The organism is Nonomuraea coxensis DSM 45129 (assembly GCF_019397265.1).
Lineage (GTDB): Bacteria > Actinomycetota > Actinomycetes > Streptosporangiales > Streptosporangiaceae > Nonomuraea > Nonomuraea coxensis.
In genome coordinates, this window is record NZ_CP068985.1 from 2,047,743 (window position 1) to 2,065,937 (window position 18,195).

An 18,195-nucleotide genomic window follows, 5' to 3' on the forward strand; every position below is an offset into this window, starting at 1 on the left:
CCGTGCCCATCGGTGCCATGCCCACCCCTAGGTGACGAGCGCCCGGTCCCTGCCCAGATGGTGGCCGCGCAGGTCGGTCACCGTGCCCGGCCGCGGCCCCTCGGCCGCCCCCGGGGCGATCTCCACGCCGATCGAGACCGGCGTCAGCGCCCGCACGGCCTCCTGGATCCGCGCGCGCCACATCGGGTTGCCGATCAGGCTCTCACGGCCGAACGTCACGGTGAGCACGGCGGAGTCCAGCGTGCCCGGACGGCTGATCGCCAGGTCCCAGCCGGCCACGCCGTCGATCTTCGCGAGCGCCTTCTCCAGGCGGGGCAGCGCCAGCCACACGCCCCTGACCAGCACGTGGTCGCCCACGGTGTGGGCGGGGGCGGGCAGGCCGGCGCCGGCCCGTACGACGTGGCCGGTCCTCAATGTCGCGTCGCCGAGCGCGGCGTGCCCGCGCGGGGTGACGACCAGCTCGGCCAAGGGGGCGCCGGGGTCGGCCGGGGCGTCCTTGGCGAGGGCGGCCAGGCCCAGCAGGCCGTCCGCGAGCGGCGTCAGCGGATCCTCCTCGGCCGCGCGCCAGGCCAGCGCGGCGCCGCCGAAGGGGCTCGCGTACACCTCGGTGACGCGGGCGCCGAACTCGCCCGCGAGGTGGCCCAGCGTGCGCTTGGAGGCGATCTCGCCGGTCAGGACGATGTGGGCGAGCCCCAGATCCAGCGGGTCCAGCAGGAACTCCAGGTGCAGGCGGGCCAGGAGGTCCATCGCGCCGGTCGGGGTGGCGACCAGCGTCGTGGCCCGCAGCGCTGACAGCGCGTGGTGCAGCCGCATGCGCCCGCGCGGCCCGAGGCCGGCGGCGGCCTGCGCGACCTCGGCCGCGGCGGCGGCCCACAGCGCGCCGGCCGGTTCGGCGAGCGCCACCGCGACCCGGTCCCGTTCGCCCACCCCGGCCGCGCGCAGGGCCGCCGCGGTCAGCTCGGCGGCCGCCCGCCGGTCCTCGGGGCCGAGCGGGAAGGCGCTGGCCGCGTCGGGGGACACCAGCAGCAGCCCGGTGGCGGAGCCCGCGGCGGACCCGAGGTCGTCCCGCGTCAGCCACCGGCCCATCAGCGCACCACCTCGGTCATGAACAGCGTCATCGACTCGCACACCCGCTCGTGCGCGAGCCCGCCGACCTGGGCCTGGATGATGAGGTCGGTCGCCCCGGCCTCGGCGATCCTGGCCAGGGCCTTGCGCGAGCCCTCCACGTCGTCCACCACGACCATGAGGTGCTCGCGCAGCGTGGCCATCGCCTCCTCCGGCGGCAGCCCGGCGGCGAGCTGGCCGAGGACACGGTGGGTGGCGTGGCGGGCGTCGTAGTAGTCGGGCGGGGTGACCAGGTTGACCTGGCGGCGGATGTACCACAGGACGGGGTCGGCGGCCGTGGCCGTCGCGGCGTCGCGGGTGGGGGCGACGTACCAGGGGATCATGAGGGCGACGCGGCGGGTGGCCGGGTCGAAGCCGTTCTCGGCCAGGCACTCGCGGTAGCGCGCGATGTCGGCGGCCACGTCGTCGATGCCCTTGAGCATGGTCATGCCGAGCAGGTTGTAGCCGTGCCTGGCGGCGGCGAGGTAGCCGTCCAGGGAGGTGGAGGCCACCCACACCGGCGGGTGCGGCCGCTGGGCCGGGCGCGGGTAGACGGCGACGTCGGGGATCTCGAAGAACTCGGTCGAGCGGCTGACGGGCTCGCCGTCGGCGTTCCAGATCGCGAGCACGGCCTCCAGCGAGTCCTCCCAGATCTGCCGGGACTTCTCGAACGGCCGCTGGAACGCCTGGTACTCCAGAGGGGAGGCGCCGCGGCCGGTGCCGAACTCGACCCGGCCGCCGCTGAGGACGTCCAGGGTGGCGACGCGCTCGGCCGTGCGGATGGGCGACTGGAACGGCAGCAGCACCACCCCGAGCCCCAGGTGGATGCGCCCGGTCCGCTGGGAGAGGGCGGCGAGGACCAGGTCGGGGGCCGAGGAGTGGGAGAAGCCCCTGGTGAAGTGGTGCTCCACGAACCAGGCGGTGTCGAAGCCCAGCCGGTCGCCCAGCACGACCTGCTCGACCACGTTGTGGAACGCCTGCTGCTCGACGTCGCGGGTGCGGCCGCGGACCTCCAGCTCGTACCCCAGGCTGATCCGTAGGGACGTCATCGCGCCTCCGGCACAGTAGGAAACCAAGCGCTCGCTTGGTAGAGCGTATCAGCGGCGAGGACTTGCGGGAAGGGCGCGGGCGCGATCAGAGTGGATGCTCGTGAAGCGAAAGCACGCGCTGAGACGGCCGAAGGACGCCGATGATCCCGGCCTCGACGGTGACGACCTCTCGCTCACGAGCGCGCGCCGCTACGAGGCGTTCGGACGGGTCATGGCGGCGCTGGCGGCCGAGACCGACTTCATGGAGTCGTGCCGCGACCTGACCTGGTGGCGCGGGGGCGACCACACCTGGCACATCGAGTGGCGCGACGGGCCCTACGCCTCCGAGGTGGCCGGCCTGCTGGCCGAGCGGGTCCTCGACCCCGGCCACGACGGGCCGCTCGTCACCGAGGCCGGTCCGGGCGGCGCCGCCACGGCGGTGCTGGACGTGATGGGCGTCCGCGTCGAACTGCGCGCCATCGACCCCATGGGACGCGCCCGCGCCCGCGTCAGGCCCGGCTTCTGGCGCCTCGCCGAGGCGCTCGACACCACCCGCCGCACCAACACCCGCCACCCCTGGGAGGAGCTGCTCGGCGGCTGAGGCCGCCCGCGGGGTCACGGCTCGCCGAGGACCGTCGGCGCGAGGCGGGCGCGGTGCGCCTGGGGCGGGCCGAAGAGCTGGGCGTCGGAGGTGGCGCGCTTGAGGTAGCGATGCGCCGGATGCTCCCAGGTGATCCCGATCCCTCCGTGGACCTGGATGTTCTCGCCCGCCGCCACCAGATACGCCTCCGTGCAGTACGACCCCGCCACCGCCGCCGCCACCGCGTCCCCCGCCGCCGCCCGCGCCGCCGACCTGGCCGACTCCACCAGCAGCAGCACGTCCGCCAGCTTGTGCTTCACCGCCTGGAAGGCCCCGATCGGCCGGCCGAACTGCACCCGCGTCCTCGCGTACGCCACCGCCATGTCCAGGCACCGCTGGGCGCCGCCCACCTGCTCGGCGGCCAGGGCCGCGATCCCGAGGTCGCGCACCCGCTCCGCCGACGTCCCGTCACCGAGCCGCCGTACGGGCACGTCCTCGAAGGTCAGCCGCTGCAGCGGCCGGCTCTCGTCCATCGTCAGGTACGCCTCCCGCCGCGTCGGAACGGCCTCCACGAGCTGCCCGCCCGCGTAGAGCAGCACCAGCTCGCCCGCCGGCGCGTACGGCGCCACCCCGCTGAGCCGCCCGCCCGCCAGCCGCAGCTCCGCGTCGCCGGGCAGCACCACGGTCGCGGTCACGCCGCCGCCGGCGATCGTCCTCAGCAGGCCGGCGGCCCCGCAGGCGCTCGCGGCGGCCACCGCCATGACCGCGGTCTGCAGGAAGGGGTGGGGCGAGAGCGCGCGTCCCATCTCCTCGGCCACGGCGGCCAGCTCGGCGGGACCGCAGCCGGCGCCCCCGTGCTCCTCGGGGACGAGCAGCCCGGCCACCCCCACGTCCCGGGCCAGCTCCTCCCAGGACGCGCCGGGGCGGGCGGCGAGGTGGTCGCGGACGAGGGCACCGAGTTCTTCGGGAAGCGACACGCCGCCATGCTAACCAAGCACTTGCTTGTTTTGGTAGAGGAATGACCGTTTTTTGCCTTTTGTGTAGGTTCACATAATCTGAAACAGGCCAATTCCAGAAGGTTCTGGGGGAGGGGTTGACCAGGGAAAGGGACATGAACAACACCACGATCGAGTACGCCGACTTCGCCGAGTACGACCGGCGCCAGCGCGGCATCGAACGCCATCTGGTCGCGGCCTTCCTCGGAGGACTGGTCGTCGGCCTCGTCGGCGTGCTCATCGCCGGTCGCGGCCCCGGCTGGATCGGCCAGCTCTACGAGCCCTACGCCTACCTCGCCCTGGCGCTCGCCGTCGGCGCGACCGCCACCGGGTTCGGATGGGCGCTGGTGACCACGTTCCTGGCGGCGGTCTCGACCCTGGTCGCGGCCATGGGCGCGAGCGCCTTCCGCACCGACCTGCCCTTCGCCGACCTCGGCGGCGGCGCCGCCGGGCTCAACTGGGTCCTCGCCCTGCTCGTGGGGCTCGGCCTGCTCGCCTATGTCACCCGCAGGGACGACGGCTGGGGCGACCTGGCCGCGGGCGGCGTCGGCGCCGCGCTCATCGCCGACGTCGTGGACCGCGCCACCCCCGGCCTCATGGACGCCGAGCGCTCCTTCTGGCCGGTCCCGGCCCTGCTGGTCGGCCTGCTGGCGGTCGCCGTGGTGCTCGCGCTGCGCAGGAACGCCCGCTCCCGCGCCCGCGCCCTCGCGCTGTCCATGCTCTTCTCCGGGCTGTTCACGGTGTGGCTGGGGATGTTCGTCACGGGCTGGCTCCCGGCCCTCGCCTGAGGCCCCCGCGCGCTTAAGCCCGAGCGAGCGGCCACTCCGACTCGATAGCCTGTAAGTCCTCACACCGGGTTCGAGCAAGGAGTAGCCGTGTTGCTGCGCATGTCGTCGTTGTTTCTTCGCACCCTGCGGGACGACCCGGCAGACGCGGAAGTGCCGAGCCACAAGCTGCTGGTCCGCGCCGGCTACGTCCGCCGCGTGGCCCCCGGCATCTACTCCTGGCTGCCGCTCGGCAAGCTGGTGCTGGAGAACGTCACCAGGATCGTCCGCGAGGAGATGAACCGGATGGGCGCCCAGGAGGTGCTCTTCCCCGCCCTGCTGCCCCGCGAGTACTACGAGGCCACCGGCCGCTGGACCGAATACGGCGACACGCTCTTCCGCCTCCAGGACCGCAAGGGCGCCGACTACCTCCTCGGCCCCACGCACGAGGAGCTCTTCACCGACATGGTCAAGGGCGAGTACGCCTCCTACAAGGACTACCCGGTCACCCTCTACCAGATCCAGACGAAATACCGCGACGAGGCCCGCCCCCGGGCCGGCATCCTGCGCGGCCGGGAGTTCCTGATGAAGGACTCCTACTCCTTCGACCTCGACGACGACGGCCTCAAGCACTCGTACGAGCAGCACCGCGAGACCTACATCCGCATCTTCGACCGGCTCGGCATCGACTACAAGATCGTCTTCGCCCAGTCGGGCGCCATGGGCGGCTCGGCCTCCGAGGAGTTCCTGGCCCCCACGCCCACCGGCGAGGACACCTTCGTGGCCTGCCACTCCTGCGGCTACGCGGCCAACGCCGAGGCGGTCACCACGCCCGCGCCCGCCGCCCGCCCCTACGACGACCTGCCCCCGCTCACCGTCATGGACACGCCCGACACCCCGACCATCGAGACGCTGGTGTCGTACGTCAACGAGCACCACGGCCTCGGCGTCACCGCCGCCGACACCCTGAAGAACGTCGTCGTCAAGGTCACCACCCCCGGCTCCGGCAAGACCGAGACGCTCATCATCGGCGTCCCCGGCGACCGCGAGGTCGACTTCAAGCGCCTGGAGGCCGCGCTCGCCCCCGGCGAGCCCGCCATCTTCGAGGCCGCCGACTTCGCCAGGCACCCCGGCCTCGTCCGCGGCTACATCGGCCCGCAGGTCCTGCGCGAGCTCGGCATCCGCTACCTCGTCGACCCGCGCGTCGTCACCGGCACCTCCTGGGTGACCGGCGCCAACGAGCCCGGCAGGCACGCCGCCAACGTCGTCGCGGGCCGCGACTTCACCCCCGACGGCACCATCGAGGCCGCCGAGATCCGCGCCGGCGACCCCTGCCCCCGCTGCGGCGCCGAGCTGTCCATCGACCGCGGCATCGAGATCGGCCACATCTTCCAGCTCGGCCGCAAATACGCCGACGCCGCCGGCCTCGACGCCCTCGGCCCCGACGGCAAGCCCATCCGCATCACCATGGGCTCCTACGGCGTCGGCGTCTCGCGCGCCGTGGCCGTCATCACCGAGCAGGCCCACGACCAGCTCGGCCTGGTCTGGCCGCGCGAGGTGGCGCCCGCCGACGTCCACATCGTCGGCACCGGCAAGGACAACCAGGTGGAGGCCGCCCTGGAGCTGGCCGGCGAGCTGGAGTCGCGCGGCCTGCGGGTGCTCGTGGACGACCGGCCGCAGGTCTCGCCCGGCGTCAAGTTCAAGGACGCCGAGCTGCTGGGCGTCCCGACCATCGTGGTCGTCGGCCGCGGCCTCACCCAGGGCGTCATCGAGCTGCGCGACCGCGTGACCGGCGAGAAGTCGGAGATCCCGCTCGCCGAGGCCGCCGACCGCGTCATCGCCGCCGTCACCGCCTGACCCTCGCCGTGGGTGCCCTGCCGGCCAGGGCGCCCACGGCTCAGTTGCCGCCCTGGGCGGCGGGGGTGGCGGGCGCGGGCGGCGCCGGCATGCCGGGGAACGCCGCCGGCTGGGCCGGGCGGAAGGCGTACGAGCGGGTCACGGCCTCCTGCATGGCCAGGGCCGCGAACCTGCGCAGCCCGGCGTCCCCGGCCGCCACCAGCTCCAGGTAGGCGGCCGTCACCCCGCCCTCCAGATGCGCCGCCAGCCGGGCCGCCAGCTTCGCGTCCGACGGGAAGAACGGCAGCGCGTAGGACGCCTCCGCCTCCACCGGCTTGCCGCCGCGCGCCGTGATGAGCGCGCGCACCTGGTCGCGGCGGGCCCGGTGGGCGTCGTAGGCCGCGCTCATCCGCTCCCGCAGCGCCCCCGACGTCCGCGCCCCCAGCAGCCCGTACGCGAACAGCGCCGCGTGCTCGGCGGCCAGCGCCTTGCGCAGCTTCTCCAGGTCGTCCCCGTTCACGGCCACCCCGTTCACGGCGACTTCGGCAGGGCGACCCTCTGCGGGGCCTCCTAGGGCGACGGCGTGCGCGGCCTCGCAAGCCCCGATGCCCGCGATGAGCTGTGCCATCCCAGGCGAGACGGCCGCGAGCTGCTTGGGCCGCAGCGCCGCCGCCTTCCGCTCCAGCTCGCGCAGCCGCGACAGCGACGGCTTGCGCGGCTCGGCGGAGCCGGAGGGGGCAGGCGATCCAGAAGGGGCGGGCGACCCGCTCGGGCCGGCAGTGATCGGGCCGGTGACGTGCTTGCGCAGCTCGTTCACGTGCGCCTGGTGGCGGTCGCGGAAGGGCGCGAGCCGCTCGCCGCCGTCCGCGATCAGCGCCGAGTAGAGCGCGATCGTCTGCTCCTTCTCCGCGATCAGCTTCTTCACGAGGACCGTCTCGGGCGAGTCGGGAGCGGGCGCGGGCGGCTGAGCCGGCCCGGAGGCGCTGCAGGCGGTGAGCGCGGCCGCTCCGCCCGCCAGCAGGCCACGACGGGAGAGGTGACGCGGGCGCACGAGCGGGAACCTCCTGTTGTCACTGACGCAGATAGCATCGTACGGTCTGAGCCCGCGAACGCCGCCAGGCGACGCTCCGCCATTCGACCGAGACGAGTGGCGCTCTTTCCGTGCCCTCGTACGGATAGGGTGTCAACTGTCGTCGCTGGCTGAGCGGCCAGGCGGCGGGGAGCCAGTGGCGAGGTCCGCCCGGCTGACACATGACAATAGGGGAGGTCGATATGGGCAGCGCATCACCCCGCGACCACCTGATGAAGCTCCTGGAGCCCGTGGTCGGCGCGGAAGGTCTCGATCTGGAGGACATCACGGTCACCCAGGCGGGCAGGAGGCGCGTGCTGCGCGTGATCGTCGACCGTGACGGCGGTGTGAGCCTCGACGACGTCGCCGACGTGAGCCAGGCCGTCTCCGCGGCGCTGGACGACGACGACGCGATGGGGCAGGCGGCCTACACGCTGGAGGTCTCCTCGCCGGGTGTCGACCGCCCCCTCACCGAGCCGCGCCACTGGCGTCGCGCGGCCAGGCGTCTGGTGAAGGCGGAGTTGCGCGACGGCACCGTGGTGGAGGGCCGGATCACGGCCGCGGACGACGCCGGCGTCGAGCTCGACGTCGAGGGCGCGCCGCGCCGGCTTGAGTACGAGGACCTGGCCCGCGGACGGGTCCAGGTGGAGTTCCGCCGCATCGACGACGTCGACGGCGACGAAGGCTAAGGGGGAGCCGCCGTGGACATCGACATGAGCGTCCTGCGCAGCCTCGAACGGGAGAAGGACATCTCCTTCGACCTGGTGGTCAAGGCGATCGAGGACGCGCTGCTGATCGCGTACTTCCGCACCGAGGGCGCGGCCTCGAAGGCGCGGGCCGAGCTCGACCGCGCCACCGGTCACGTCACGATCTGGGCCGCCGAGCTGGGCGACGAGGGCGAGGTGGTCAGGGAGTTCGACGACACCCCGGGCAACTTCAGCAGGATCGCCGCCACCACCGCCAAGCAGGTCATCCTGCAGCAGCTCCGCGACGCCGAGGACGAGATCAACTTCGGCGAGTTCGCCAGCCGTGAGGGCGAGCTGGTCTCGGGCGTCATCCAGCAGGGCAAGGACCCTCGCGTGGTGCTGGTCGACCTCGGCAAGATCGAGGCCGTCCTGCCGCACGCCGAGCAGGTGCCCGGCGAGGACTACGTGCACGGCGAGCGCATCCGCGCCTACGTCGTGCAGGTCAAGAAGGGCCACAAGGGCCCCTCCGTCACCCTCTCGCGCACGCATCCCGGCCTGGTGAAGAAGCTGTTCGCGCTGGAGGTGCCGGAGATCGCCGACGGCACCGTGGAGATCGCCGCAGTGGCCCGCGAGGCCGGCCACCGCACCAAGATCGCGGTCAGGTCGCGCAAGCCCGGCGTCAACGCCAAGGGCGCCTGCATCGGCCCCGTGGGCTCGCGGGTGCGCAACGTGATGACCGAGCTGCACGGCGAGAAGATCGACATCATCGACTGGTCCGAGGATCCCGCCGAGTTCGTCGGGAATGCCCTGTCTCCCGCACGTGTTTCCCATGTCGAGGTTCTCGATCTCGACGGCCGGGTCGCGCGGGTGACCGTGCCCGACTACCAGCTTTCCCTGGCCATCGGCAAAGAGGGGCAGAACGCCCGGCTCGCGGCGAGGCTCACGGGATGGCGGATCGACATCCGGCCGGACACACAGGCGGAGGATGCCGCCGGTTCCGTAGATGCGTCAAAGCGGTAAGCTGGAATATGGTGGCCGAGGGGGCCCTCAGCGCACGTGTGTGGGCTGCAGGGTTCGCACGGCCAAGTCCGAGCTGCTCCGCCTGGTGCGGGTAGGAGACCACGTGGTCCCCGACCTGCGAGGACGGCTTCCTGGCCGAGGTGCGTCGCTGCATCCGGCCGTGAGCTGTCTGGAGCTCGCCGAGCGGCGGCGGGCGTTCCCACGCGCGTTTCGCGTGCCGGGTCCGCTCGACGTCTCGCCCGTGCGGGCACACCTGGAGGAGAACCCCATGTCATGTAGGACGCCGAGTTGATGGGCGGAGTCAGATTGCTATGAGCGCCTGATGAGCACGCGGCGATGAAGACGTCAAGGTAGCGACGGTCCGGACGGCACAGCCAGCCTCCCGGGCCGAGTAAGGGAGTGCAGTGGCGAAGGTCCGGGTATACGAGCTCGCTAAGGAGTTCGGCGTCGAGAGCAAGGTCGTCATGGCCAAGCTCCAGGAGATGGGGGAGTTCGTCCGTTCGGCGTCCTCCACCATCGAGGCGCCGGTGGTCCGCAGGCTCACCGAAGCTCTGGGCGCATCGAAGGGTGGGCCCTCCAGAGGCGGCGGACAGCCGTCCAACAGGCCGCAGCCGCCAAGGGCTGCGCACCGGCCGGCGGAAGGCCAGGCCGGCAATGGCAGCGGGCAGGCTCCGATGCCTGCTCCTCCGCGTCCGGGCCCCCGGCCCGGTCCGCGTCCGGGCCCGCAGAGCGGGCCCCAGGCCCCGCAGGGTCCTCAAGGTCCGCAGGGCCCGCAGGGTCCGCAGGCAGGCGGGCAGCCCCGTCCGCCGGTTCCCATGCCTCACCAGCAGCCGCAGGCCGCGCGCGGTGAGGCGTCCCCGGCTCCGCAGGCGCGCTTCGAGAGCGGCGCTCCCGCCCGGCCGACCCCGGGTCCGCGTCCCGGCCCCGCCCCGCGTCCCGGTCCCGGCCCCAAGCCGGGTCCGCGTCCCGCCCAGCAGGGCGGCGGCGGCGCTCAGGCGCCGCGTCCCGGCGCGCCAGGCGGCGGCGGCCCGCGTCCCGGTCCCAAGCCGGGCCCGCGCGGCCCGCGTCCGGGAAACAACCCGTTCTCGTCCAACGCCAGCGGCATGGGCCAGGCGCCCCGGCCGCAGCGTCCCGGCGGCGGCCAGCGTGACGGCGGCCCCGGTCCGCGCGGCGACCGCCGCGACGGCCCGCCGCGCGACGGCGCGATGCCGCGTCCGCCGCAGGGTCGCGGCGGCGACCGGCCCACTCCCGGCCCGCGTCCCGGCCCGCCCCCCGGCGGTCCGCGTCCGGGTCCCGGCGCCGGTGGCGCCGGTGGTCCGCGTCCCGGTGGTCCGCGTCCCAACCCGATGATGATGCCGCAGGGCCGTCCTTCCGGTCCCGGCGCGGGCCGTCCTGGCGGTGGCCCGGGTGGCGGCGGCGGTCGTCCCGGCGGTGGCGGCGGTGGCCGTCCCGGTGGTGGCGGCGGTCGTCCCGGTGGCGGCGGCTTCGCCGGCCGTCCGGGTGGCGGCGGCGCGGGTCCGCGCACCGGCACCGGTGGTCCCGGCGGCGGCGGCGGTGGCTTCGGCGGCCGTCCCGGCGGCGGTGGCCGTGGCCGTGGCGGCGGCACCGCGGGCGCCTTCGGCCGTCCCGGGGGCCGTCCGGCCCGCGGGCGCAAGTCGAAGCGGCAGAGGCGCCAGGAGTTCGACAACATGTCGGCGCCGTCGATCGGCGGCGTGCAGGTCGCGCGCGGCAACGGCGCGACGATCCGCCTCCCGCGCGGCGCGTCGCTGTCCGACTTCGCCGACCGCATCGGCGCCAACCCCGCCTCGCTCGTGCAGATCATGCTGCACCTCGGCGAGATGGTGACCGCCACGCAGTCGGTCAACGAGGAGACGCTGCAACTGCTCGGCGCCGAGCTCGACTACGACATCCAGGTCGTCAGCCCGGAGGAGGAGGACCGCGAGCTTCTCGAGGCCTTCGACATCGAGTTCGGCGAGGACGAGGGCGACGAGGCCGACCTCGCCGCGCGTCCGCCGGTCGTGACCGTCATGGGTCACGTCGACCACGGTAAGACCAAGCTGCTCGACGCCATCCGCAACACGAACGTGGTGGCGCGCGAGGCGGGTGGCATCACCCAGCACATCGGCGCTTACCAGGTCGCCGCCGAGCACGAGGGCGAAGAGCGCAAGATCACCTTCATCGACACCCCGGGTCACGAGGCGTTCACCGCCATGCGTGCCCGAGGCGCGAAGTCGACCGACATCGCGGTGCTGGTGGTCGCGGCCGACGACGGCGTCAAGCCGCAGACGATCGAGGCGCTCAACCACGCCCAGGCGGCCGACGTGCCGGTCGTGGTCGCGGTCAACAAGATCGACAAGGAGGGGGCCGACCCCAACAAGGTGCGGGCCCAGCTCACCGAATACGGCCTGGTCGCCGAGGAATACGGCGGCAGCACGCTGTTCGTCGACATCTCGGCGAAGAACGGCACCGGCATCGAGAACCTCCTCGAGGCGATCCTGCTGACCGCCGACGCCGAGCTCGACCTGCGGGCCAACCCGACGATGGACGCCCAGGGCATCGCCATCGAGGCGCACCTCGACAAGGGCCGCGGCCCGGTCGCGACCGTCCTGGTCCAGCGCGGCACGCTGCGCGTCGGCGACTCCATCGTCTGTGGCGAGGCCTTCGGCCGCGTCCGGGCGATGCTCGACGACACCGGCGAGCCGGTCGACGAGGCCACGCCGTCGCGTCCCGTCCTCGTGATGGGTCTGACGGCCGTGCCGAGCGCCGGTGACAACTTCATCGTCGTCACCGACGACCGGATGGCCCGGCAGATCGCCCAGCAGCGCGCGGCGCGCAAGCGCAGCGCCGAGATGGCGAAGTCGAGCCGTCGCCGCACCCTCGAGGAGCTGTTCAGCGACCTTGAGAAGGGCCGCGTCGACGAGCTCAAGCTCATCATCAAGGGTGACGTGTCCGGTTCGGTGGAAGCCCTGGAAGACGCCCTGCTCAAGATCGACGTCGGCGACGAGGTCAGGCTCCGTGTCCTGCACCGCGCGGTCGGCGCGATCACCGAGTACGACGTCAACCTGGCGGTCGCCGACGACAACGCGGTCATCATCGGCTTCAACGTGCGGCCCGAGCCGCGGGCGCGCGACCTGGCCGAGCGCGAGGGCGTCGACATCCGCTACTACTCGGTCATCTACCAGGCGATCGAGGAGATCGAGGCGGCCCTCAAGGGCATGCTCAAGCCCGAGTTCGAAGAGGTCCAGATGGGCACCGCCGAAGTCCGCGAGGTCTTCAAGGTGCCGAAGATCGGCAACATCGCCGGTGCTCTGGTCCGCTCCGGTCTGATCGTCCGCAACAGCAAGGCCAGGGTGATCCGCGATGGCGTCGTCATCGCCGACAACCTGACCGTCTCGTCCCTGCGTCGCTTCAAGGATGACGCGACCGAGGTCCGTGAGGGCTTCGAGTGCGGCATCGGTGTCGGCTACAACGACATCAGGATCGACGACGTGATCGAGACGTTCGAGATGCGGGAGAAGCCGCGCGTGTGACACGCGGCCGGGCGCCCGGCGGGACCTCCGCCGGGCGCCTCTCGCGCGCTCTGGCCTGGTCCCCACCGCAGCAGGCCGGGCGCGCGCTCAGCACACCAGGCCAAGCGGTGGTGACTGACGATGTATGTGGGTGCTCTGACCCTGGACATCCTGCTCGGCGACGTGCGCTCGCTGAAGCAGAAGCGCTCCGTCGTACGGCCGCTGATCGCCGAGCTGCGCCGCCGTTACCCCGCCATCGCGGTGGCCGAGACCGGGCATCATGATCTGCATCGCAGAGCCGAGGTCGGTATCGCGGTGCTTTCCGGTTCTGCGGGTAACTGCAAAGAGGTGATGGACGCCTGCGAGCGGATGGTGGCCTTCCGCCCGGAGATCGAGCTGCTGTCGGCCAGGCAGCGTCTGTACCACGACGAAGATTGAACGACTGCACGGCCAGATCGTGCGTGAGGGGGAGCCAACATGGTGGATGCCGCACGAGCGCGCAAGCTCGCCGACCGCATCCAGCAGATCGTCGCCGAGATGCTGGAGCGCCGGATCAAGGACCCGCGCCTCGGCTTCGTCACCGTGACCGACACGCGCGTCACCGCTGACCTGCGCGAGGCGACGGTCTTCTACACGGTCTTCGGCTCCGAGGCCGAGCGGGCCGACAGCGCGGCCGCCCTGGAGAGCGCCAAGGGGATCATCCGTTCCGAGGTGGGCCGCCAGACCGGCGTCCGCTTCGCCCCGACGCTGACGTTCAAGCACGACCCGCTGCCCGACAGCGCCCGCCACCTGGACGACCTCATCAACGCGGCGCGGGCGCGTGACGCCGAGGTGGCCAGGCAGGCGCAGGGCGCCTCCTACGCCGGCGAGCCCGACCCCTACCGCAAGCCGGAGGAGGACGACGAGTTCGCCGACGTCCAGGGGGCCGAGCGCGCGGCCGGGGACGACCAGGCGTGACGCCCGACGTACGTGACCGGGCCGGCCGGCCGCCGGGCACCCGGGCGGGTGCGGGCTGCGGCATCCCGGAGAGCGCGTGGAACCGGGCGCTGCGGCTGATCGACTCGGCCGACGAGATCGGGCTGGCCTGCCACGTCACGCCCGACGGCGACGCGCTCGGCTCCATGCTGGCCGTGGCGTTCACGCTGCGCGCCATGGGCAAGCGGGTGAGCGCGTCGTTCGGAGACCGGCACTTCGCGGTGCCGCGCCTGCTGCGGTTCCTGCCCGGCCAGGAGATGCTGGTGCCGCCGGCCGAGTTCCCCGCCGCGCCCGAGCTGGTGATCACCTTCGACTCCTCGACGTTCGAGCGGCTGGGGCTGCTCAGCGGCAACACCGCGCGGGCGGCCGAGGTCATCGTGGTCGACCACCATCCGGCCGGCGCCGGGTTCGGCACGCTCGGCCTCGTCGATCCTCACGCCGCCGCCACGGCGATGCTGGCCGAGCAGCTCATCTACCGGCTCGGCGGGCGGCTCGACCGCGACATCGCCACGTGCCTCTACGCGGGCCTGGTCACCGACACCGGCTCGTTCCGCTACTCGTCCACGACCCCGGCCGTGCACCAGATGGCGGCCCGGCTGGTCGCGACGGGGCTGCGCACCGACGAGATCGCCCGCGAGCTGTGGGACCGCTCGCCGTTCGCCTACCTCAAGGTGCTGGCGGCGGCGCTCGACCGGGTGCGGCTGGAGGACGGCCTGGTCTGGACGTACGTCACCCGGGTCGACCGGGCCGCGTACGGGCTCCCGTACGTGGAGATCGAGGGCATCATCGACGTCGTGCGCCGCACCGACGAGGCCGAGGTGGCGGTCGTGCTCAAGGAGGACGACGAGGGCGCCTGGCAGGTGTCCACCAGGTCCAAGGGCGCCGTCGACGTGGGGGCCGCGTGCGCGGCCCTCGGCGGCGGCGGCCATCACAACGCGGCCGGCTACACCTCGCACGACGGCGTCGAGGACACCATGGCCGCACTCAGGCGAGAGCTGGGAAAGGCGTAGATGGCCGAGAGCGGTCTGATCATCGTCGACAAGCCGGGCGAGTGGACCTCCCATGACGTGGTGGCCAGGATGCGGCGCCTGTCGGGCACCCGCCGCGTGGGCCACGCCGGCACGCTCGACCCGATGGCGACGGGCGTGCTGGTGGTCGGCGTGGAGAAGGCCACCCGGCTGCTCGGTCACCTGACGCTGACCGAGAAGGTGTACGAGGCGACCATCCGGCTCGGCGTCACCACCAACACCGACGACGCCGAGGGCGAGGTCACCGCGACCGCCTCGGCGGCCGGCGTCACCGCGGAGGAGGTCCGCAAGGGCGTCGAGGCGCTGACGGGCCCCATCATGCAGGTGCCGCCGCAGGTCAGCGCCATCAAGGTCAACGGGCGGCGGGCCTACAAGAAGGCCCGCGCGGGCGAGGAGGTCGAGCTGGCCGCCCGGCCGGTCACGGTGCGGGCCTTCGACGTGCTCGGCGTGCGCGCCCACGACGACGTGGTCGACGTGGACGCCGTCGTCACCTGCTCCAGCGGCACCTACATCCGCTCGCTGGCCCGCGACCTCGGGGCCGGGCTCGGCGTCGGCGGCCATCTGACGCGGCTGCGCCGCACCCGCGTCGGCCCGTACGACGTGTCGCAGGCGCGGACGCTCGACGAGCTCGCCGAGCGGTGCGTGATCCTGCCCATCGGGGAGGCGGTCGCCGCGGCGTTCCCGCGCCGCGACGTCACCGCGGAGGAGGCGAGGACCGTCGGCCACGGCGGCCGGTTGCCCGCCGCCGGGCTGGGCGACGGGCCGATCGGCGTGTTCGGCCCGGACGGCACGCTGCTGGCGCTGGTCGAGGAGCAGGGCCGGACGGCCAGGCCGATCGCGGTCTTCGTCTAGGAAGGCTTGGCGGCGACGATGACGTCGCGCACGATCGCCTGGTCCACCCAGTGCTCGAAGTCGGGGTAGTCCATGACCCGCAGGCCGGCGGCGGTCAGGATGGCGGCGAGCTCCTCGCGCTTGCCGCCGTAGGTGTTCCAGGCGATGCCCATGGCGCCGCCGGGCCGCAGCAGCTCCGCCCAGACCGGCACCGCCTGGCGCAGCAGCTCCAGCGGGCTGCGTGACAGCCCCGAGCCGCCCCTGCTGCCGTGCTGGACGCCGTAGGGCGCGTCGGTCACCACCAGGTCGAACGAGCGCGGCTTGAAGAACTCCCTGCTCCGGAGCGTGTCGGCGTTGACCACGGCGAGGTGCTGCACGTCGCCGGCCTTGACCGCCTCCTTCGACAGCCCGAACGTGACGTTGAGCCGCCGCCCGGCCAGCGCCCGCTCGCGGCGCACCGGCACGACCTCGGCGGTGTGCTTGAGCCGCTTGTTGCGCAGCCAGGTCTTGATGAAGCCGGTGTAGGCCTCGAAGTCCTTGGCGTCGACGTCGAGGCCGTAGGCGTCGTAGCCGTACATGAGGGCCTGGTTGAGGGTGGTGCCCCGGCCGCAGAGCGGGTCGAACACCGACAGCCGCTCGCCGAGGCCCTTGCCCGAGGCCAGCGCGGTGACGTTGAGCAGCAGCTTGGTGAAGTGCTCGTTGGTCTTGCCGGCGTATTTCTGGATGGTGATGAGGTCGCTGCTCAGCCGGTCGAGCGGCCGCACCGGCAGCGGGCGCAGCAGCGGCTCGCCCTTCTCCTCGCCCTCGACGGCGAAGAGCGCGTAGACCGACGACAGGTTGGACAGCAGCGCGACGTCCCACTCCGCGAGCGGCGCGGCCGTCTCGAACGTCACGTAGGGGACGCCGCCGAACGCGTGCTCCTCGCTCCCGGACGGCTCCGCCCGCAGCCCGCGCGCGCCGAAGACGGCCAGCTCGCTCCTCGTCAGCCGCACGGAGCTGTCGGCGTAGACCCGGTTGAACGCCGGCAGGATCAGAAGCGCGTATCGAGGCATGATGGCCGAGTGTAGCCCCCTCGGTTGGAGGTCACGGCCAGGCGCGTGGCAGGCTTGTGGGGTTCGGTTTGCGACGAGCGAATGGGGTCCGGCGTGCAGGGTTCGGGTAGGTCTGTCGTCACCGTCGGCGTGTACGACGGGGTGCACCGGGGCCACCAGCGGGTCATCGGGCGGGCCGTGGCCGTCGCGCGCGAGCGTGGGCTGCCCGCCGTGGCCGTCACCTTCGAGCCGCATCCCGACGAGGTCGTGCGCCCCGGGACGCGCCCGGCCCGGCTGACCGGCGCCCGGCGGCGCGCCGAGCTGCTGCGCGTGCTCGGCGTGGACGACGTCGAGGTGGTGCCGTTCACGCTGGAGCTGTCGCGCGCCAGCGCGGCCGAGTTCGCGCAGACGGTGCTGGCCGAGCGGCTGCGGGCGGCGGTCGTGGTCGTGGGGGAGGGGTTCGCCTTCGGGCGGGACGCCGGCGGCGACGTCGAGACTCTGCGCGCGCTGGGCGACAAGTACGACTTCACCGTCGAGGTCATGCCCCGGGTGACCGGCGTGTCCTCGACCGGCGTCCGTGAGCGCATCGCGGCCGGCGACGTCGAGGGCGCGGCGGAGCTGCTCGGCCGCCCGCACCGGGTGGAGGGCGTGGTGGTCCGCGGCTACCAGCGGGGCCGGCAGCTCGGCTTCCCCACCGCCAACGTCGAGACGCCCCCGCATACCGCGATCCCGGCCGACGGCGTCTACGCCGGCTGGCTGGAGTGCGTGCCCGTGGCCAACCTGCCCGAGCTCTACCCCGGCGAGCGGTGGCCCGCGGCCATCTCGGTCGGCACCAACCCGACGTTCGAGGGGGTGCCGCGCACGGTGGAGGCGTACGCGCTGGACCGCGACGACCTGGAGCTCTACGGCGCGCACGTGGCGGTCGACTTCGCCGCCCGGCTGCGCGGCAACACCCGCTTCGAGTCGATCGAGGCGCTGGTCGAGCAGATCCAGGCGGACGTCGAGGCCGCCCGCCGGCTGACCGGGTGAGGCTCCGGCGCGGCGTCCACCCGAGCACGGGGTGCGGGATGGTAGCCTTGCATGTCGGCTCTGTGACGGCAGCGCTTGCGCGCGTTCGCCCACGTCGGCCATCCACGCGGCGACTGTAGGCACGCACGGTCGTTCGCGCTTTTGTCACATTCCCGCGTGCCCGAAGATAGAAGGAGAGCCGTGTCCCTCGACACCGCTGCCAAGAAGACCATCATCAGCGAGTACGCGACCGCCGAAGGCGACACGGGCTCGCCCGAGGTGCAGATCGCGCTGCTCAGCAAGCGCATCAGCGAGCTGACCGAGCACCTCAAGACGCACAAGCACGACCACCACAGCCGTCGCGGCCTGCTGCTGCTCGTCGGCCGTCGGCGCCGCCTGCTGAAGTACCTGCAGAAGGTCGACATCCAGCGTTACCGGACGCTCATCGAGCGCCTCGGTCTGCGCCGATAACATGAGAAGGGAGCGGCGCGCGCCGCTCCCTTCTTCATAGGAGCAGAGCAACGGCGTGAGGCGCGTGGCGAGATGAAATCAGCCCCGCGCCTGACGTACAACTGAAGATCCGAGACACACAGCCCCCGCGTCCGCTCAGCACCATGCGACCCGCGACGCCTGCGGGCCGGTCCTCGGTAGTGGCTTCCGGTAAGAACGCACGTGACCGGGCGCTTCGATCGAAGACCGGCGCTGCACCTAACGAGGGTGCCGGTGAGAAA

The 18,195-nt window shown here is 72.9% G+C and carries 18 protein-coding genes; 13 read left to right on the top strand and 5 right to left on the bottom strand.

What is annotated here, in order from left to right; all coding sequences use genetic code 11:
* Positions 1-27: 27 nt before the first annotated feature.
* Together Nocox_RS09910 and Nocox_RS09915 are read right to left on the bottom strand one after the other, a co-directional pair.
* Positions 28-1,086, bottom strand: a complete 1,059-nt coding sequence (locus Nocox_RS09910) for a hypothetical protein (protein ID WP_020545778.1) — start codon at positions 1,084-1,086, stop codon at positions 28-30.
* Positions 1,086-2,153 carry an LLM class flavin-dependent oxidoreductase gene (locus tag Nocox_RS09915; protein ID WP_020545777.1) on the bottom strand — a complete coding sequence of 356 codons (1,068 nt, stop codon included), beginning with the start codon at positions 2,151-2,153 and terminating at the stop codon, positions 1,086-1,088. Before Nocox_RS09915 ends, Nocox_RS09910 begins: the two co-directional genes overlap by 1 nt.
* A 94-nt stretch (positions 2,154-2,247) precedes the next feature.
* Between Nocox_RS09915 and Nocox_RS09920 the strand changes: the two genes are divergently transcribed.
* Positions 2,248-2,733 (top strand): hypothetical protein, encoded by a 486-nt coding sequence (locus tag Nocox_RS09920; protein WP_020545776.1) that lies wholly within the window; start codon positions 2,248-2,250, stop codon positions 2,731-2,733.
* Between the two features lie 14 nt (positions 2,734-2,747).
* On the opposite strand, the gene Nocox_RS09925 is transcribed toward Nocox_RS09920, so the two are convergent.
* Positions 2,748-3,689: an acyl-CoA dehydrogenase family protein gene (locus Nocox_RS09925; protein WP_020545775.1), complete on the bottom strand. Its 942-nt coding sequence runs from the start codon at positions 3,687-3,689 to the stop codon at positions 2,748-2,750.
* Positions 3,690-3,823: 134 nt separating this feature from the next.
* On the opposite strand from Nocox_RS09925, the gene Nocox_RS09930 reads away from it, so the two are divergent.
* Both Nocox_RS09930 and Nocox_RS09935 read left to right on the top strand, forming a co-directional pair.
* A complete protein-coding gene (locus tag Nocox_RS09930) occupies positions 3,824-4,495 on the top strand; it encodes a hypothetical protein (protein ID WP_020545774.1) in 672 nt (223 codons plus the stop codon).
* A gap of 87 nt (positions 4,496-4,582) precedes the next feature.
* Positions 4,583-6,328, top strand: a complete 1,746-nt coding sequence (locus Nocox_RS09935) for a proline--tRNA ligase (protein WP_085996055.1) — start codon at positions 4,583-4,585, stop codon at positions 6,326-6,328.
* A gap of 40 nt (positions 6,329-6,368) precedes the next feature.
* Here Nocox_RS09935 and Nocox_RS42910 read toward each other — a convergent pair whose 3' ends face one another.
* Positions 6,369-7,358 (bottom strand): ferritin-like domain-containing protein, encoded by a 990-nt coding sequence (locus tag Nocox_RS42910; RefSeq protein WP_020545772.1) that lies wholly within the window; start codon positions 7,356-7,358, stop codon positions 6,369-6,371.
* Positions 7,359-7,579: 221 nt separating this feature from the next.
* Between Nocox_RS42910 and rimP the strand changes: the two genes are divergently transcribed.
* From rimP to truB, 8 genes are all read left to right on the top strand, one after another.
* Complete coding sequence (gene rimP, locus Nocox_RS09945) at positions 7,580-8,065, top strand: ribosome maturation factor RimP (RefSeq protein WP_020545771.1); 486 nt, start codon at positions 7,580-7,582, stop codon at positions 8,063-8,065.
* A 12-nt stretch (positions 8,066-8,077) separates the two neighbouring features.
* Positions 8,078-9,082: a transcription termination factor NusA gene (gene nusA, locus Nocox_RS09950; protein WP_020545770.1), complete on the top strand. Its 1,005-nt coding sequence runs from the start codon at positions 8,078-8,080 to the stop codon at positions 9,080-9,082.
* Complete coding sequence (locus tag Nocox_RS09955; RefSeq protein WP_084685829.1) at positions 9,066-9,374, top strand: YlxR family protein; 309 nt, start codon at positions 9,066-9,068, stop codon at positions 9,372-9,374. Before nusA ends, Nocox_RS09955 begins: the two co-directional genes overlap by 17 nt.
* A 112-nt stretch (positions 9,375-9,486) precedes the next feature.
* Positions 9,487-12,612: a translation initiation factor IF-2 gene (infB, locus tag Nocox_RS09960; protein ID WP_033410494.1), complete on the top strand. Its 3,126-nt coding sequence runs from the start codon at positions 9,487-9,489 to the stop codon at positions 12,610-12,612.
* Between the two features lie 120 nt (positions 12,613-12,732).
* The gene (locus tag Nocox_RS09965; protein WP_026214882.1) at positions 12,733-13,029 is read left to right on the top strand and encodes a DUF503 domain-containing protein; all 297 of its coding nucleotides are present in this window, start codon (positions 12,733-12,735) and stop codon (positions 13,027-13,029) included.
* A 39-nt stretch (positions 13,030-13,068) separates the two neighbouring features.
* On the top strand, positions 13,069-13,548 hold the full coding sequence (rbfA, locus tag Nocox_RS09970; RefSeq protein ID WP_020545767.1) for a 30S ribosome-binding factor RbfA: 480 nt from the start codon (positions 13,069-13,071) through the stop codon (positions 13,546-13,548).
* Positions 13,545-14,576, top strand: a complete 1,032-nt coding sequence (locus Nocox_RS09975; RefSeq protein WP_020545766.1) for a DHH family phosphoesterase — start codon at positions 13,545-13,547, stop codon at positions 14,574-14,576. The genes rbfA and Nocox_RS09975 overlap by 4 nt, the downstream gene beginning before the upstream one ends.
* Entirely contained in the window at positions 14,577-15,446 is an 870-nt protein-coding gene (truB, locus tag Nocox_RS09980) for a tRNA pseudouridine(55) synthase TruB (protein ID WP_020545765.1), read from the top strand.
* Here the strand turns inward: truB and Nocox_RS09985 are convergent.
* Complete coding sequence (locus tag Nocox_RS09985) at positions 15,443-16,477, bottom strand: TRM11 family SAM-dependent methyltransferase (RefSeq protein ID WP_020545764.1); 1,035 nt, start codon at positions 16,475-16,477, stop codon at positions 15,443-15,445. The two genes, truB and Nocox_RS09985, sit on opposite strands and share 4 nt — an antisense overlap.
* 81 nt (positions 16,478-16,558) lie before the next feature.
* On the opposite strand from Nocox_RS09985, the gene Nocox_RS09990 reads away from it, so the two are divergent.
* Together Nocox_RS09990 and rpsO are read left to right on the top strand one after the other, a co-directional pair.
* Positions 16,559-17,485: a bifunctional riboflavin kinase/FAD synthetase gene (locus Nocox_RS09990; protein WP_020545763.1), complete on the top strand. Its 927-nt coding sequence runs from the start codon at positions 16,559-16,561 to the stop codon at positions 17,483-17,485.
* Between the two features lie 180 nt (positions 17,486-17,665).
* Positions 17,666-17,935 carry a 30S ribosomal protein S15 gene (gene rpsO / locus Nocox_RS09995; RefSeq protein ID WP_020545762.1) on the top strand — a complete coding sequence of 90 codons (270 nt, stop codon included), beginning with the start codon at positions 17,666-17,668 and terminating at the stop codon, positions 17,933-17,935.
* The last annotated feature ends 260 nt before the right edge of the window (positions 17,936-18,195 follow it).